This is a genomic window from Microbacterium mangrovi, assembly GCF_000802305.1.
GTDB classification, from domain to species: Bacteria; Actinomycetota; Actinomycetes; order Actinomycetales; family Microbacteriaceae; genus Microbacterium; species Microbacterium mangrovi.
Genome location: NZ_JTDK01000006.1, coordinates 579,934 through 594,636 on the forward strand (window position 1 = coordinate 579,934; position 14,703 = coordinate 594,636).

Sequence of the window (14,703 nt, forward strand, 5' to 3'; positions counted from 1 at the left end):
TATGCCAATCTTAGACCCACGAATTGGTCTAGACCATGGTCTGACCCGCACGAACCAACGCCGGAAACCCAGAAGGAGCCAAAGTGGGCATTCTGAAAGAAATCCGCCACTCGTCGAGGCTCGCCGTCCTCGTCGCCGTGGCCGCCGCGACCGTCGGCATCATCTACGGATACGACTCGTCGAACATCGGCGGCGCCCTCGACTTCATCGCCAAGGACTTCCACATCACGTCGCCGGCGGAGCTCGGACTGCTCACCTCGTACGTGATCTTCGGCGAGATCGCCGGCGCCCTCGCCGGCGGCTGGCTCGCCAACCGCTTCGGCCGTCAGCGCATGATGGTGCTGGTGGCGATCCTGTTCACGGCCTTCTCGCTGCTGTCGGGGCTCGCGTGGAGCGTCGCCTCCCTCGCGATCTTCCGCGTGCTCCTCGGCCTCGCGATCGGCATCTCGATCGTCGTCGTGCCGATGTTCGTCGCCGAGTCCTCCCCCATCAAGATCCGCGGCGCGCTGCTGGTCATGTACCAGGTCGCCACCGTCACCGGCATCATCCTCGGGTACCTCGTCGCGTGGGCCCTCGCCGGCCTCGGCAGCTGGCGCCTGATGCTCGGGCTCGCCGCCGTGCCCGGCATCCTCATCACGCTGCTGCTGCTGCGCGCTCCCGACACACCGCGCTGGTACATGATGCGCGGTCGCCGCGACGACGCGGCCCGCGTGCTCGAGCGAATCGACCCCGACACCGACACCCACGCCGAGCTCGACAGCATGGAGCAGGACCTGCGCGAGGCCCAGGAGAAGAAGAAGTCGGGAGCGTCGATCTTCAGGCAGATGACCACCCGTCCGTATCGCCGCGCCCTGTTGTTCGTCATCGGCCTCGGATTCGCCGTGCAGATCACCGGCATCAACGCGATCGTCTACTACAGCCCGCAGATCGTGAAGGCCATGGGCTTTCCCCCCACCGACACGGCCGCGATCTTCGGCATCCCCGTCCTCGTGCAGGTCGCCGGCCTGATCGCCGTCTTCGTGTCGATGTCGGTCGTCGACAAGTTCGGCCGTCGCCCCGTGCTCCTGACGGGCATCGGCATCATGATCGCCGCCGGCGCGATCATGGTCTACACCTTCGCCGTCGGCGCCGCCGGTCAGACCGACCCGACCGACATCCACCTCTCCAGCGGCTACGCGATCCTCGGATTCATCGGCCTGATGCTCTTCAACATCGGCTTCACGTGCGGCTTCGGCGCCCTGGTCTGGGTATACGCCGGCGAGACCTTCCCGTCGCACCTGCGCGGAGCCGGCTCGTCGACGATGCTCACCAGCGACCTGGTCGCCAACTACATCGTCGGCGTCGCGTTCCTGCCGATGCTGCAGATCCTGGGCGGCGGCGGAACCTTCGCGGTGCTCGGCGGGTTCGCAGTCCTCGCCTTCCTGTTCGTGCTGAAGTTCGCCCCCGAGACCAAGGGGCGCCCGCTCGACGACATCCGCCTCTTCTGGGAGAACGGCGGCAAGTGGCCGAAGGCCGCCCCGTCCTCCGAGACCGCCGCCCGCCGGGGCGACGCGTGATCCCCGATCACGGGACACCGACGGGGCCGGCATCCACCGGTCCCGTCGGGGCGGGCCTCGTGCTCGGCATCGACGTGGGCGGGTCCAAGACGCACGCCGTGCTCAGCGACGGCGCGACGGTGCACGCCGACATCCTGGCCGGCTCCGCGAATCCGGCATCCGTCGGCGTCGAGGAGGCGTCCCGCCAGCTCGGCATCGTGTTCGCGCAGCTCGGGGACGCCCCGATCACCGCGATCTGCGCCGGTGTCGCCGGGGCCGACTCCCCCGGCGGCGAAGAGCGGTTCCGTGCTCTGCTCACGCTGCGGGCGCCGAACGCGGCGATCCGGGTGGTGCACGACTCGGAGCTGCTGCTGGCCGCCGCCGGCCGCACCACGGGCATCGCGGTGATCTCCGGCACGGGCTCGGCCGGCTGGGGGCGCGACGCCCACGGGCACACCGCCCGGTCCGGCGGCTGGGGGTACCTGCTCGGCGACGAGGGCAGCGGGTACTGGGTGACCCGGATGGCCGTGCGGCACGCCCTGGAACGGGTCGATCTGGGCGAGCCCGCCGACCGGCTCTCGCAGCAGCTGGCCGCCGACTGCGGACTGCAGGACCCGGCCGACATCCTCGACCACTTCTACTCCCACCCCGAGCGCCGCTACTGGGCCGGCCGGGCCCGGGTCGTCTTCGAGCTCGCGGCCGACCGCGAACCGGTCAGCGCCGCGATCGTGGCCGCCGCGGCCGACGCCCTCACCCACATCGCCACGAGCGTCGCGTACCGGCTCGGGATGCCCGGACCCGTCGTCCTCGCCGGCGGCCAGGCCGTCCATCAGCCGCTGCTGCAGCAGGCGGTGCGCGAACGCCTCGCGGTCCGCGGCATCCACGACCTGGAGATCCTCACCGCCGCTCCCGTCTCGGGCGCCGTGCGCCTGGCCGCCGAACTCCTCACCCCGTCTCTCTGAACACAGGAAGCCCCATCATGCAGATCGTCATCGTCCCCACCCCGGCCGAGGTCGGCGCCGTCGCCGCCGCGAAGATCGCGAAGGTCGTCCGCACCAAGGCCGACGCCGTGCTCGGCGTCGCCACCGGCTCGTCCCCGCTGGCCATCTACGCGGAACTCGAGCACCGCAAGTCCGCCGGCGAACTCGACTTCACCGCCGTCCGCGCCTTCGCCCTCGACGAGTACGTGGGCATCGACTACGCCCACGAACAGAGCTATCACAGCGTCATCCGGCGCGAGGTCACCGACCGACTCGGCCTCAACCCCGCCCTCGTCCACGTCCCCGACGGGGCGGCCGCGGACATCGCGCGCGCGTGCGCGGACTACGAGCAGCTCATCGCCGAGGCCGGCGGGGTGGACATCCAGATCCTCGGGATCGGCACCAACGGGCACATCGGCTTCAACGAGCCGACCTCCTCGTTCGCCTCCCGCACCCGCATCAAGACGCTCGCGCCGCGCACCCGCGAGGACAACGCGCGCTTCTTCGACGGCGACCTCGCCCAGGTGCCCACGCACTGCCTCACGCAGGGACTCGGCACGATCCTCGCCGCCCGCCGGCTCGTGCTGGTCGCGACCGGGGCGGCGAAGGCCGACGCCGTCGCCGCGATGGTCGAAGGACCGCTGTCGAGCATGTGCCCCGGATCCGCGCTGCAGCTGCACCCGGATGCCACGGTCGTGATCGACGAGGATGCCGCCGCGCGCCTGACGCTGACCGACTACTACCGGCACACGTTCGCGAACCTGCCCGAGTGGCAGCGATACGAGGTCTGAGCGGATGCCCCTGATCAGCGCCGCACGGGTGGTCACCGCGACCGCCGTGCACTCTCCGGGCTGGATCGACACTCGCGCCGACGGCACCGTGGTCGCCGTGGGCAGCGGCGTCCCGCCGCGCACTCCCGACGCGGATCTCGGCGCCGCCACCGTCGTGCCCGGCTTCGTCGACATGCACGTGCACGGCGGGGGCGGCGGCGACTACACCGACCTCGACGAGGCCTCGGTGCGGCGGGCGCGGGCGGCGCACTTCGCGCACGGGACGACGACGAGCATGGCCAGCCTCGTCGCCGCCGACCCGCAGCGGCTGCGCACCCAGGTCGACCTCCTGTCCGGCCTCGTCCGTGAGGGCGTCGTCGACGGCATCCACCTCGAAGGCCCCTGGATCAGCCCCGACCGCTGCGGCGCCCACGACCCGGCCGCGCTGCGCGCCCCGGACGGGGGCGAGCTCGCCGACCTCCTCGCCCGCGCCGACGGGACGATCCGGATGATCACGTTCGCCCCGGAGCTGCCGGGCGCCCTCGACGCGATCCGGCAGACGGTGGATGCCGGATCGATCGCCGCGGTCGGTCACACGGACGCCTCGTACGAGCAGGTCGCCCCCGCCGTGGATGCCGGGGCGACGGTCGCCACCCACCTGTTCAACGCGATGCGGCCGATCCATCACCGCGACCCCGGACCCGTCGTGGCGCTCCTCGGCGACCCGCGGGTGACGATCGAGATGATCGCGGACGGCACGCACCTGCATCCCGAGCTGTACCGGCACGCGCTGGATGCCGCCGGCGCCCACCGCGTGGCCCTGGTCACCGACGCGATGGCCGCCGCCGCGCTCGGCGACGGCCAGTACACGCTCGGCGAGCTGCGCGTCGAGGTGCGCGACGCGGTCGCCCGCATCGCCGGCACCGACACGATCGCCGGAAGCACGACGACGATGGACGCGCTCTTCCGCGCCGCCGTGCACGCGGGCGGCGGCCTGGACGGCCCCGACCCGGACGCTGCGCTCACCGCGGCGGTGCGGCAGACCGCGACCACGCCGGCACACGCGATCGGCTGGGCGCACGTCGGAGACCTCGCCCCGGGGCTGCGCGCCGACTTCGTGGTGCTCGACGAGAGCCTCCGCGTCACGCGGGTTCACGCGGCGGAGGCGTCCGGAGCGCGCCTCTAGAATCAGAGGATGCCCCAGGATGCCACGTCGCTGACCCTGCCCGCTGATCTCCTCCCCGCCGACGGCCGGTTCGGCTGCGGCCCGTCGAAGGTGCGCCCCGAGCAGGTCGCCGCGCTCGCCGGTCCGGGCGCGGCGCTGCTGGGCACCTCGCACCGTCAGGCGCCCGTGAAGAACCTCGTCGGGAGCGTGCGCGCGCACCTGGCCGACCTGTTCCGTCTGCCGGACGGCTACGAGATCATCCTGGGCAACGGCGGCTCGACCGCGTTCTGGGACGCCGCGGCGTTCGGCCTCATCGAGAACCGCGCGCAGAACCTCGTCTTCGGCGAATTCGGCGGCAAGTTCGCCGCCGCGGCGGCGGCCCCGTGGCTGCAGGCGCCGGACGTGCGCAAGGTGGATGCCGGCACCCGCACCGTCGCCGAGCCGGTCGCCGGCGTCGACGTCTACGCGTGGCCGCACAACGAGACCTCGACCGGCGTCGCGGCCCCCGTGCAGCGGGTCGCGGGCGACGCGGGCGCGCTGACGGTGATCGATGCGACCAGCGCCGCGGGCGGCATCGACGTCGACCTGAACCAGGCCGACGTGTACTACTTCGCGCCGCAGAAGAACTTCGCGTCCGACGGCGGCCTGTGGTTCGCCGCGGTGTCCCCCGCCGCGATCGAGCGCATCGAGCGCGTCGCGGCATCCGACCGCTACATCCCCGAGTTCCTCAGCCTGAAGAACGCGGTCGACAACTCGCGACTCAACCAGACGCTGAACACCCCGGCGGTGTCCACCCTGGTGCTCATGGACGCCCAGCTGGAGTGGATGCTCGCGAACGGCGGGCTCGCCTGGGCCGACGCACGCACCCGCGAGTCGTCCGGAGCGCTGTACGAATGGGCCGAGGCGTCGCAGGTCGCGACCCCGTTCGTCGCGAACCCCGCCGATCGCTCCCCCGTCGTCGTCACGATCGACTTCGACGACACGGTCGACGCCGCGGCCGTGGCCAAGACGCTGCGCGCCAACGGCATCGTCGACACCGAGCCGTACCGCAAGCTCGGCCGCAACCAGCTGCGCATCGCGACGTTCGTCTCGATCGATCCGGCGGACGTGCGCACGCTCATCCGCGCGGTCGACCACGTCATCGAGCGGCTCGCGGACTGACCCGCGACCGAGACGAGCGCCCGCCGAGCAGGACTCGGCGGGCGCTCGTCGCGTGCGGCGGAGGACCGATTCAGTCCTGGGCGAGCTGGGGCTCGGCCTCGCCGAGGGCGTCGATGTCCACGCCGTCGACGTCGTCGTCGTCGTGGAGGTCGTCGACGTCGAGGTCGTCCTCGTGATCCTCATCGTCGCGGTCGAACTCGTCGTCCGAGTCCTCGTCATCGAGGTCGTCGCCGTCGAACTCGTCGTCCGCGTCCTCGTCGGACTCGTCGTCTTCGTCGTCGTCGGCTTCCGCTTCGGCCGCCGCGGCGGCCAGCTCCGCCTGGTGCGCGTGATAGTCGGCGAGCCGGTCCGCCCACGGCACCCAGTCCGGAGCGAGCAGGGCGTCATCGCCGGGCAGCAGTTCGGCTTCGAGCACCGTGGGCTCGGCATCCTCGACCTGGCCGATGCTCACCGTCCAGAACCAGCCCGGGTAGCCCGGCAGCCGGTTGACGAACCGCAGCGACACCGTGCCGTCGGCTTCGACGCCGTAACCGGCCGCCTCGCCGACGCTCGCCGGCGTCGTGATCTCGTGCAGCGCGGCCAGCGCCACATCGTGCGCGGCGACCGCGAGCGCGTCGCTGTCAGGCGTCGAAGTCATCGGCGACCTTGCGCAGGACTGCGGCGATCTTCTTGGCGTGGGAGCCGCTGGGGTAGCGGCCGCGACGCAGGTCGCCGCCGATCGTGTCGAGCAGCTTCACCAGGTCTTCGACGATCACGGCCATGTCGTCGGCGGGCGTGCGCGACTTCTTGGCGAGGCTCACCGGCGCCTGCAGCACCCGCACCGACAGGGCCTGCGGACCGCGCTTGCCGTCGGCGATGCCGAACTCGACGCGCGAGCCCTGCTTGACCGTGCTTCCCTGGGGCAGGGAGGTGGCGTGCAGGAAGACGTCCTGACCGTCGTCGGAGGAGATGAAGCCGAAGCCCTTCTCCTCGTCGTAGAACCTGACCTTGCCGGTGGGCATCGTGACCTCGCTGAATCGATCCGCTCGCGCGGAGGGGGAACGTGCCGGAACTCTGATCGAGCCCGGCATTCCAGCCTACGACACTGCAGGCATCCCAGCGCCGAGTAGGCTTGAGCGGATGAGTGCACCGCAGCAGAGCGATCTCCCGGCACGCCGGATCGACAGCATCCTGGCGATCACGGGCCTGTCCCTGCTCGTGCTGTCCGTGATCTGCTTCTTCGCGATCATCATCGCCACCCCGGCCGGCGCCCATTTCAACACGCCCTTCTGGCGCGTGGTGGGCGTCCTCGTCTACGCGGCGCCGATCCTCGGATTCGCGATGCTGATCTTCGTGGTGCTCTCGAGCTTCGTGCGGAGGTCACGGGCCAACAGGGGCCGCTGACGTGACCGGCACCTCCGACGAGCGCGCACTGGCCACCCGCCTGTCGGGGATGGATGCCGACGCCCTCGCCGAGTTGCTCGTCGATCGCGGCGTCGCCGCGTCCGTGACCTGGATCGATGCCTTCGATGCGGCCGAGGCGCTGCTGGATCCCGTCTCGATCGACTCCGCGCTGCGAGGTCTCTCCCGCGACGATCTCCGGGCGCTGGCGGCCGGTACGCCCGCCGCCCGCCCGGCCGCCCTCGCACTCGCCCGCTCCGACGGCACACCGTATGCGGCGGTGGCCGCCCGGCTCGAGGCCGCCCGGGCGGCCCATCCCGACGCCTTCGCGGCGGTCTCCGCGCCGGCTGACCCCGCCGCGGCCGACCAGCCCGAGGCGGGCGCCGCGGCCGAGCGCGCCGCCGCCGCGGTGGCGTCCCTCGCCGACATCCTGGCGGCCAGTCGCGTGCGCCCGCTCACGACGACGGCGGCGGAGTCGGTGACGGCCGCCGACCGCCGTCACCTCGTCGACGAGGGCGTGATCGCGGAAGCATCCGATCTCGACGACCTCATCACGGCGGCGGCGGCAGCGCGGCTCGTGGTGCTGCGCGACCGGGAGTGGCGCCTGACGGTCGTCGGGGACGCCTGGCTGATGCGGGATGCCGTCGCCCGCTGGGTCGAGGTCGCCACGGGCTTGGTCGCGCTCCTCCCCCGCGACCGGACAGGTCGGATCCTTCCGCCCGACGCGTGGGCCGGGTCCCTCCCGCTCGACCCGTCGGCACCGGTCCGCGCGGAGGCGCTGCGCCGCGTGCTCGTGCGGTGGGGACTGCTCACCGCCGACGGCTCCGCGCCGGCCTGGTCGGCCGGCGTCTGGCGGCCGACCGCCGCCTCAGGCTCCGCCGCGGGTCTCGACGCCGGCGCCCTGGCCGCGATGCTGACGCCCGAGATCGCCGGCATCTACCTTCAGGCCGACCTCTCGGCGATCGCACCGGGTCCGCTGGAGCCCGCGCTCGACCTGCGCCTGCGCACGATGGCCGAGCGCGAATCGCGGGCGCAGGCCTCCACCTACCGCTTCAGCGAGCAGTCTCTGGCCGGGGCCGTCGCCCTCGGCGAGACCGCCGAGACGCTGCGCGAGTTCCTCGGCGCCCTGTCGCTGACCGGCATCCCGCAACCGCTCGACTACCTGATCGATCAGGTCACGTCCGCGCGGGGCGTGCTGCGCGTCGGAACGGACGCCCCGACCGGTCGCGCCCGCATCGACGGCGACGACCCGCACCTGCTCGACATGCTCCTGGTCGATCGCACCCTGCGCCCGCTCGGACTGCAGGAGTCCGGCGACGCACTGACGTCGCGCGTCTCGCGGGACGCCGTCTTCTGGTCGCTGGCCGACGCGCGCTACCGCGTCGTGGCGCTCGACGCCGACGGCCGCCCCGAGCCGCTGAACCGCCGGCGCCCGCTCGTCGATCCGGAGGATGCCCCGACCGGCGACGACCGCCGCGCCCTCGCCGAGCGCCTCCTCGCCGGACGAGGCGACTCGGATGCCGCGTGGCTCGAGCGCGAACTCGACCAGGCCGTCCGGCTCCGGGCACCGGTGATCCTGACGGTGCTGCTGCCGGACGGGTCGACGCGGGAGCTCCAGGTCGAGGCCCAGGGCCTCGGCGGCGGCCGTTTCCGCGGGCTCGACCGCGCCGCCGATGTCGAGCGCACCGTGCCGCTCGCCTCGATCGCGAGCGTTCGCCCGGCGTGACCCCGCGACGGGCCCTTGACCGGTCGTCCGTCGTCATCCGGGGGTCGCGGCGGAGCCCGCACACCGAGCCCGGGTAAACTGGCTCGTTATGGCTGACGGACCCCTCATCGTGCAAAGCGATCGCACCGTACTGCTGGAGGTGGCGCATCCGGATGCCGAGTCCGCGCGGCACGAACTGGCGATGTTCGCCGAGCTGGAACGGGCCCCCGAGCACATCCACACCTACCGCATCACCCGCCTCGGCCTGTGGAACGCCCGGGCGGCGGGCCACCAGGCCGACGACATGCTCGGCATCCTCGAGCGCTGGTCGCGGTTCCCCGTGCCCCCGTCGGTGTCGATCGACATCCGCGAGACCGTGGAGCGCTACGGGCGCCTCGTGATCGAGCGCGCCGCGGTGCACGAGGGCGAGGAACCGGCCCTGGTGCTGCGGTCGACGGATGCCGCCGTCCTCACCGAGGTCTCCAAGAACAAGCGCATCGCTCCGCTGCTCATCGGCCACCCGCGCCCCGACCTCTTCGTCATCGACGCGTGGGCGCGCGGCCACATCAAGCAGGAGCTGCTGAAGATCGGCTGGCCGGCCGAAGACCTCGCCGGGTACACGCCGGGAACCCCGCACGAGATCGACCTCGCCGAAGACGGGTGGCACCTGCGCCCGTATCAGGCGACGGCCGTGGAGGCGTTCTCGGAGGGAGGATCCGGCGTGGTCGTGCTCCCCTGCGGCGCGGGCAAGACGCTGGTCGGCGCGGCGGCCATGGCCGCGACCAAGACGACGACGCTCATCCTTGTGACCAACACCGTCAGCGCCCGGCAGTGGCGCGATGAGCTGCTTGCCCGCACGAGCCTCACGCCGGAGGAGATCGGCGAGTACTCCGGGCAGGTGAAGGAGGTCAAGCCGGTCACGATCGCGACGTATCAGATCCTCACCGCCAAGCGGAAGGGACAGTACGCCCACCTCGCCCTGCTCGACGCCCTCGACTGGGGACTCATCGTCTACGACGAGGTCCACCTGCTCCCCGCCCCGGTGTTCAAGCTGACCGCCGACCTGCAGGCACGGCGCCGGCTGGGCCTCACCGCCACCCTGGTGCGCGAGGACGGCCGCGAAGGTGACGTCTTCAGCCTCATCGGCCCGAAGCGCTTCGACGCGCCGTGGAAGCAGATCGAGACCCAGGGGTTCATCTCCCCCGCGGCCTGCTACGAAGTGCGGGTGGATCTTCCCGCCGGCGATCGGCTCGAGTACGCGGCATCCGCCGACGACGAGCGCTACCGGCTCGCGGCGACGGCCCCGGCGAAGATCGACGTCGTGCGCCGGCTCGTGGAGCGGCATCCCGATGAGCGGATCCTCGTGATCGGCCAGTACCTCGACCAGATCGACGAGCTCGCCGAGGCCCTGAACGCGCCGAAGATCACCGGCGCGACCCCGGTCGACGAGCGCGAGCAGCTGTTCGGCGCGTTCCGCAACGGCGAGATCAGCCTGCTCGTCGTCTCGAAGGTCGCGAACTTCTCGGTCGATCTGCCCGAGGCCTCCGTGGCGATCCAGGTGTCCGGCTCGTTCGGGTCGCGCCAGGAGGAAGCGCAGCGCCTGGGCCGTCTGCTGCGCCCGAAGCAGTCCGCGCACACCGCGAGCTTCTACACGCTCATCGCCCGCGACACCGTCGACCAGGACTTCGCCCAGAACCGTCAGCGGTTCCTGGCCGAACAGGGATACGCGTACACGATCCTGGATGCCGAGAAGCTCGCAGCCTGACACACGGTCAGCGCGGTGCTTCGGTCGGCGGCCACCAGTCGACCACGGAGATGAGCTGGCGGATCGCCGTATCCGGGGACGCGTGCCCGGCAACGGAGAGCGCCGTGTCCCGCAGCGCCCGCAACAGCGGGATGCGCAGCAGTGCAAGTGCGCCCATCCGGTGCGACCTGCGCACGATGTCCGAGGTCCGCGGCTGCCGGGCGGCCGTGTAGGCATCCAGGCCGCGCTCGCTCTCGACCACGTGCGCGAGCACGACGGCATCCTCGATCGCCTGGCAGGCTCCCTGTCCGAGGAAGGGCCCCATCGGGTGGGCGGCGTCGCCGAGCAGTACCACCCGGCCGCGATGGAACGCCGGGAGCGGCGCGGCCAGCTCCGCGATGTCGTTTCGCAGCACCTCTGTGGCGGCGACCGACTCGACGAGCTGCGGGATCGGTGCGTGCCAGCTCCCGAACCGCCGCAGCAGTTCGGCGCGTTCGTCGACGGCGCGACCTCCCCGCGGCGCATTGGCGGCCGCATAGACGTATGTCCGGGTGCCGGCAAGCGGGACCAGTCCGACGAGACCCGCCGCACCCCAGGTCTCCCCGGGCTGCACCGGCACGGCGGAGTCGATGACGAACCGCCAGGTGGTCCAGCCGGTCGAGGTGAGCCCCGGGTGCTCGGGGAACATCGCCGCGCGCGCGGCAGAGCCGATGCCGTCTGCCGCAACGACGAGTTCCGCCTCTTCCGCACCGGTCGCCGTGTGCACCACGGCCGGGCGGCGGCCGTCGCCGGTCTCTATTACGGTGGCGGCCGTGCCGGCGTGCAGCGGGACGTCCGATGCGGCATCGCGCAGGATGCCTGCCAGGCGCGAGCGCTCCAGGACGACCATCTGATCTGTGAACCGCGCCCGCACCGCCTCCGCGCTGGTCCGCACCAGAAAGCGTCCGTCGGGGCGGCGCAGTCCCCCGTCACCGCTCAGCGCGGCGAGGGAACGGACGGTGTCCCCTGCCCCGAACGTGTCGAGTGCTCGCAGGGCATTCGGCGCGATCGCCAGCCCCGCGCCCCCCGCGCCCGGAACCGCGGACTTCTCGTACAGACCCACCGTCCAGCCGCGGCGGTGCAGCGCCGCAGCGACGGCCAGCCCGCCGAGCCCCGCCCCGATCACGATCGCGCGGCGCCGGTCCGTGGGCGTCATGATGCCTTCCCCGCGGTGTCCATGATTCTCACGCGGCGACCGTCGCGCCGATCGCGACGCCCAGCGATCCGAAGAAAACGACCGGGGACCAGAGCGCGTGGAAGACGAGCCTGCCCCCGAATCGTCCGGAGAGCGCCGCCTTGACCGCCAGCAGTTCGTCGCGCAGACCCGGATTGGTCTCGCCGCGCACCGCCCGCGTGCGCTGCACGACCGCGTAATCTCCGAAGCCGATGAAGACGAGCAGGATGCCGAAGCCGACCCATGCCCAGAGGGGGAGGCCCGTAGCGAGGAACGCGATCCACGGCACCGAGAACGACACCATCGTGATGGCGTGCGTCACGATCGGCCGCGCACTATGACCGCGCCCATGGCGCAGCCAGCCGACGAAGAGCGTGACTCCGACGACCGCCTGGACCGTCCAGGCCCCGAGCACCGCGTATCCCACAGGCGACACTCTACTATGTTTGCAGTAGGTTGTCACTACGTTTCTAGTAACTGCTGGTAGTGTCGGATCCATGGCAGAAACGCGAGACCGTGCACTCGACGCGGCCGTCCGGGTCGTCGGCGACCAGGGCGTCCGGGCGCTCACACACGGCCGAGTCGACGCCGAGGCAGGACTCCCGAAGGGATCGACCTCGAACTGGTTCCGCACGCGCGACGCACTGCTCTCCGGGGTGCTCGTGTGGATCGCCGAACAGGAACGAGCCGAACTCACCGCGGCGATGGCCCCGGCGCACACCCCGGACGAGGTGGCGGACGCCCTGTGCGGAATGCTCGAAAGCGCCACCGGTCTGAACGCCACCCGCACGCGAGCGCGCTACGCGCTGTTCCTCGAGGTGACGGCCGCTCCGGGCATCCTCCCCGTGATGCGCACGCAGCGCGGCCTCTTCGAAGAGTGGACGCGCGACCGGCTCGCCGACCTCGGGGCTCCCGATCCCGAAAGCTCCGCCCGCACCCTCCTCGCGCTGTGCGCCGGTCTCATCGTCAACCGTCTCACCGTGGCGCCGGACATGCCGGTGCGCGAGTCGATCGACCTCGCGCTCCGCGGAGCGCTGGCCGGCTGACGGTCACGCCCGCGCCGCAAGGATCAGCGCGGCCGGACACGATTGGGGCCCGCCCTCCGAGGAGGACGGGCCCGTCCGGGGTTGCGCGTTCCGCGGGATCAGTTCGCGGTGATGCGGTCCAGCGCACCCGGGGTGTACGGGCTGTTCGCGCTGAGGTATGCCGCGAAGGCGTCGATGTCGAGACCGCCGAAGTAGACGTTCTTCGAGGCCAGGAAGGTCGGGAAGTTGTCCCCGCCGCCGGCCAGGAAGTTGTTCGTCGTCACCCGGTAGGTCTTGGCGTCGTCGAGGGCGGCACCGTTGAGGGTGACGGTGCCGAGCGTCGTGCCCGAGTAGGTGTACGCGAAGCCCTTGCTGACCTGGAGGATCTTCTTGCCGCTGCCGGCGTTCGCCCCGCTCCACTGCTCGCGCAGCAGGTCCTTGATCTGGGCGCCGGTGAGGTCGAGCGAGACCAGGTAGTTGTTGAAGGGCTGCACCGTGAACGCCTCCTCGAAGGTGACGTCTCCGGGCGCCTCGCCCCAGGACGATGCGCCGAAGGTCAGGTCGGTGCGGATGCCGCCCGGATTCATCAGGGCGATGTCGGGCTTGCCGTAGCTGCCGATCACGCTGGGGTCGGCCAGCTGCGCGTCGGCGATCAGGTCGCCGAGGGGCTGCTCCCCGCCGGCGTTGGCGCTGCGGGTCACGTCGGAGGTGATGTGGCCGATCACCTTGCTCGCGATGGGCTTGACGAACTCCTTGTACTTCGTGATGATCGCGGTCTCGGCCGGGTCCTTGGCCACGTCGCGGGTCACGAGCATGTTGGCGCTCTTCACCGAGGTGCGCACGATGTCCTGCGTGCGCTTGTCGTAGGTCAGGGTCGTGTCGGTGTAGAGGCGGCCGAACGAGGATGCCGAGGTGACCATGCGGTCGTTGCCGGCCGGGTCCTTGATGTCGCACACGTACGGCTGGTGCGTGTGCCCGGACACGATCATGTCGATCGCCGGGTCGAGCTTCTCCGCGATCGGGATGATCGGGCTCGTCGGGTCGAGCTGTGCACCGCCGGCGCAGGCGGCGTCGTAAGACGGGCTCACCTGATACGGCTTGTTGTCGGGGCCGTACCAGGTCTGCTGGCCGGGCACTCCGCCCTGGTGGATGAGCACCACGATGGCGTTGACCCCCTTGGACTTGAGCACCGGCACGAGCGCGTTCGCGGTGGCGACCTCGTCCGTGAACTGCAGGCCGGCGACGCCGGCCGCGGTGACGATGGACGGGGTGTCCTTGAGCGTCATCCCGATGAAGCCGATCTTGGCTCCCTTGATGTTCTTGATCGTGTAGGCGGGCAGGATCGACTGACCCGTCTTCTCGTTGACGACATTGGCGGCCAGGTAGTCGAAGCTCGCACCCGGGAACGTCGTGCCGTCGGGGCACGAGTTCTGGTTGTTCAGGCCGTCGCCGTCGTCGATGCAGCCGCCGTTCTGCATGCGCTGCAGCTCTTTGTAGCCCTCGTCGAACTCGTGGTTGCCGACGGCCGAGGCATCCAGCTTGAGCGCGTTCATGGCGAGGATCGTCGGCTCGTCGTGGAACGCACCCGACAGCAGCGGCGAGGCGCCGATGATGTCTCCGGCGGCGACGGTGAGCGAGTACTCGTGACCCTTGCGCGCCTGCGCGAGGTGGGTCGCGAGGTACTCGACCCCGCCCACACCTGGCTTCTCGAACGAATCGGTGGTGATGTCGACCGGTTTCGTGGCGCCGGCGGGCAGCGCGTGCCCGACGACGAGGCGACCGCTGGAGCCGCTGGGCGCCTCCAGGTTGCCGTGGAAGTCGTTGAACGACAGCAGCTGGATGTCCACCGTCGGGCCGTTGGGCGTGTTCGGCCCCGTTGCGGGCGCGGCCGACGCGGATGCGCTCGCCCCCGCCACCACCAGCGCCGTAGCGGCGGCCGTGACGACCGCTCCTCTGCTCAGGCGCCTGAACGAACTCGTGCGTGTACGCACAGGGATCCTCCTCAGATTGCGGGCTGGGTCGCCC

General features: G+C 71.4%; 13 protein-coding genes and 1 pseudogene. 9 read left to right on the forward strand and 5 right to left on the reverse strand.

Annotation, left to right across the window (positions count from 1 at the left end; translation table 11 throughout):
- Positions 1-80: 80 nt before the first annotated feature.
- From LK09_RS06545 to serC, 5 genes and pseudogenes are all read left to right on the forward strand, one after another.
- Positions 81-1,556: pseudogene (locus LK09_RS06545) on the forward strand (sugar porter family MFS transporter); the annotation flags it as partial.
- Positions 1,553-2,497, forward strand: coding sequence for an N-acetylglucosamine kinase (locus LK09_RS06550; protein ID WP_197060981.1), 945 nt, complete (start codon positions 1,553-1,555; stop codon positions 2,495-2,497). The pseudogene LK09_RS06545 and the gene LK09_RS06550, both read left to right, overlap by 4 nt.
- 17 nt (positions 2,498-2,514) lie before the next feature.
- Positions 2,515-3,306, forward strand: coding sequence for a glucosamine-6-phosphate deaminase (gene nagB / locus LK09_RS06555; RefSeq protein WP_156138665.1), 792 nt, complete (start codon positions 2,515-2,517; stop codon positions 3,304-3,306).
- 4 nt (positions 3,307-3,310) lie between these two features.
- On the forward strand, positions 3,311-4,471 hold the full coding sequence (locus LK09_RS06560; RefSeq protein ID WP_039397289.1) for an N-acetylglucosamine-6-phosphate deacetylase: 1,161 nt from the start codon (positions 3,311-3,313) through the stop codon (positions 4,469-4,471).
- A gap of 9 nt (positions 4,472-4,480) precedes the next feature.
- The gene (gene serC / locus LK09_RS06565) at positions 4,481-5,611 is read left to right on the forward strand and encodes a phosphoserine transaminase (RefSeq protein ID WP_039397291.1); all 1,131 of its coding nucleotides are present in this window, start codon (positions 4,481-4,483) and stop codon (positions 5,609-5,611) included.
- 70 nt (positions 5,612-5,681) lie between these two features.
- Here the strand turns inward: serC and LK09_RS06570 are convergent, their stop codons facing one another.
- Together LK09_RS06570 and LK09_RS06575 are read right to left on the reverse strand one after the other, a co-directional pair.
- Entirely contained in the window at positions 5,682-6,248 is a 567-nt protein-coding gene (locus tag LK09_RS06570; RefSeq protein ID WP_039397292.1) for a DUF3027 domain-containing protein, read from the reverse strand.
- On the reverse strand, positions 6,232-6,612 hold the full coding sequence (locus LK09_RS06575; RefSeq protein WP_039397294.1) for a cold-shock protein: 381 nt from the start codon (positions 6,610-6,612) through the stop codon (positions 6,232-6,234). Before LK09_RS06575 ends, LK09_RS06570 begins: the two co-directional genes overlap by 17 nt.
- A gap of 118 nt (positions 6,613-6,730) precedes the next feature.
- On the opposite strand from LK09_RS06575, the gene LK09_RS06580 reads away from it, so the two are divergent.
- The 3 genes from LK09_RS06580 (at position 6,731) to LK09_RS06590 (ending at position 10,461) form a co-directional block, all read left to right on the forward strand.
- A complete protein-coding gene (locus LK09_RS06580; RefSeq protein WP_039397296.1) occupies positions 6,731-6,994 on the forward strand; it encodes a hypothetical protein in 264 nt (87 codons plus the stop codon).
- Position 6,995: 1 nt separating this feature from the next.
- Entirely contained in the window at positions 6,996-8,717 is a 1,722-nt protein-coding gene (locus LK09_RS06585) for a helicase-associated domain-containing protein (protein ID WP_039397298.1), read from the forward strand.
- An 88-nt stretch (positions 8,718-8,805) separates the two neighbouring features.
- Positions 8,806-10,461: a DNA repair helicase XPB gene (locus tag LK09_RS06590; RefSeq protein WP_039397300.1), complete on the forward strand. Its 1,656-nt coding sequence runs from the start codon at positions 8,806-8,808 to the stop codon at positions 10,459-10,461.
- A 7-nt stretch (positions 10,462-10,468) separates the two neighbouring features.
- Here the strand turns inward: LK09_RS06590 and LK09_RS06595 are convergent, their stop codons facing one another.
- Both LK09_RS06595 and LK09_RS06600 read right to left on the reverse strand, forming a co-directional pair.
- A complete protein-coding gene (locus LK09_RS06595; protein WP_039397303.1) occupies positions 10,469-11,635 on the reverse strand; it encodes an FAD-dependent monooxygenase in 1,167 nt (388 codons plus the stop codon).
- 28 nt (positions 11,636-11,663) lie between these two features.
- Positions 11,664-12,080, reverse strand: coding sequence for a hypothetical protein (locus tag LK09_RS06600; RefSeq protein WP_039397305.1), 417 nt, complete (start codon positions 12,078-12,080; stop codon positions 11,664-11,666).
- Between the two features lie 70 nt (positions 12,081-12,150).
- Between LK09_RS06600 and LK09_RS06605 the strand changes: the two genes are divergently transcribed.
- Positions 12,151-12,699, forward strand: a complete 549-nt coding sequence (locus LK09_RS06605) for a TetR/AcrR family transcriptional regulator (RefSeq protein ID WP_039397307.1) — start codon at positions 12,151-12,153, stop codon at positions 12,697-12,699.
- Positions 12,700-12,797: 98 nt separating this feature from the next.
- Here LK09_RS06605 and LK09_RS06610 read toward each other — a convergent pair whose 3' ends face one another.
- Complete coding sequence (locus tag LK09_RS06610) at positions 12,798-14,669, reverse strand: bifunctional metallophosphatase/5'-nucleotidase (protein ID WP_231562971.1); 1,872 nt, start codon at positions 14,667-14,669, stop codon at positions 12,798-12,800.
- Positions 14,670-14,703 lie beyond the last annotated feature (34 nt).

Coding starts and splice junctions, on each gene's coding strand:
- LK09_RS06575 (WP_039397294.1), bottom strand. CDS start 6,612: ATGCCCACCGGCAAGGTCAGGTTCTACGACGAGGAGAAGGGCTTCGGC.
- LK09_RS06580 (WP_039397296.1), top strand. CDS start 6,731: ATGAGTGCACCGCAGCAGAGCGATCTCCCGGCACGCCGGATCGACAGC.
- nagB (WP_156138665.1), top strand. CDS start 2,515: ATGCAGATCGTCATCGTCCCCACCCCGGCCGAGGTCGGCGCCGTCGCC.
- LK09_RS06605 (WP_039397307.1), top strand. CDS start 12,151: ATGGCAGAAACGCGAGACCGTGCACTCGACGCGGCCGTCCGGGTCGTC.
- LK09_RS06570 (WP_039397292.1), bottom strand. CDS start 6,248: ATGACTTCGACGCCTGACAGCGACGCGCTCGCGGTCGCCGCGCACGAT.
- LK09_RS06590 (WP_039397300.1), top strand. CDS start 8,806: ATGGCTGACGGACCCCTCATCGTGCAAAGCGATCGCACCGTACTGCTG.
- serC (WP_039397291.1), top strand. CDS start 4,481: ATGCCCCAGGATGCCACGTCGCTGACCCTGCCCGCTGATCTCCTCCCC.
- LK09_RS06560 (WP_039397289.1), top strand. CDS start 3,311: ATGCCCCTGATCAGCGCCGCACGGGTGGTCACCGCGACCGCCGTGCAC.
- LK09_RS06595 (WP_039397303.1), bottom strand. CDS start 11,635: ATGACGCCCACGGACCGGCGCCGCGCGATCGTGATCGGGGCGGGGCTC.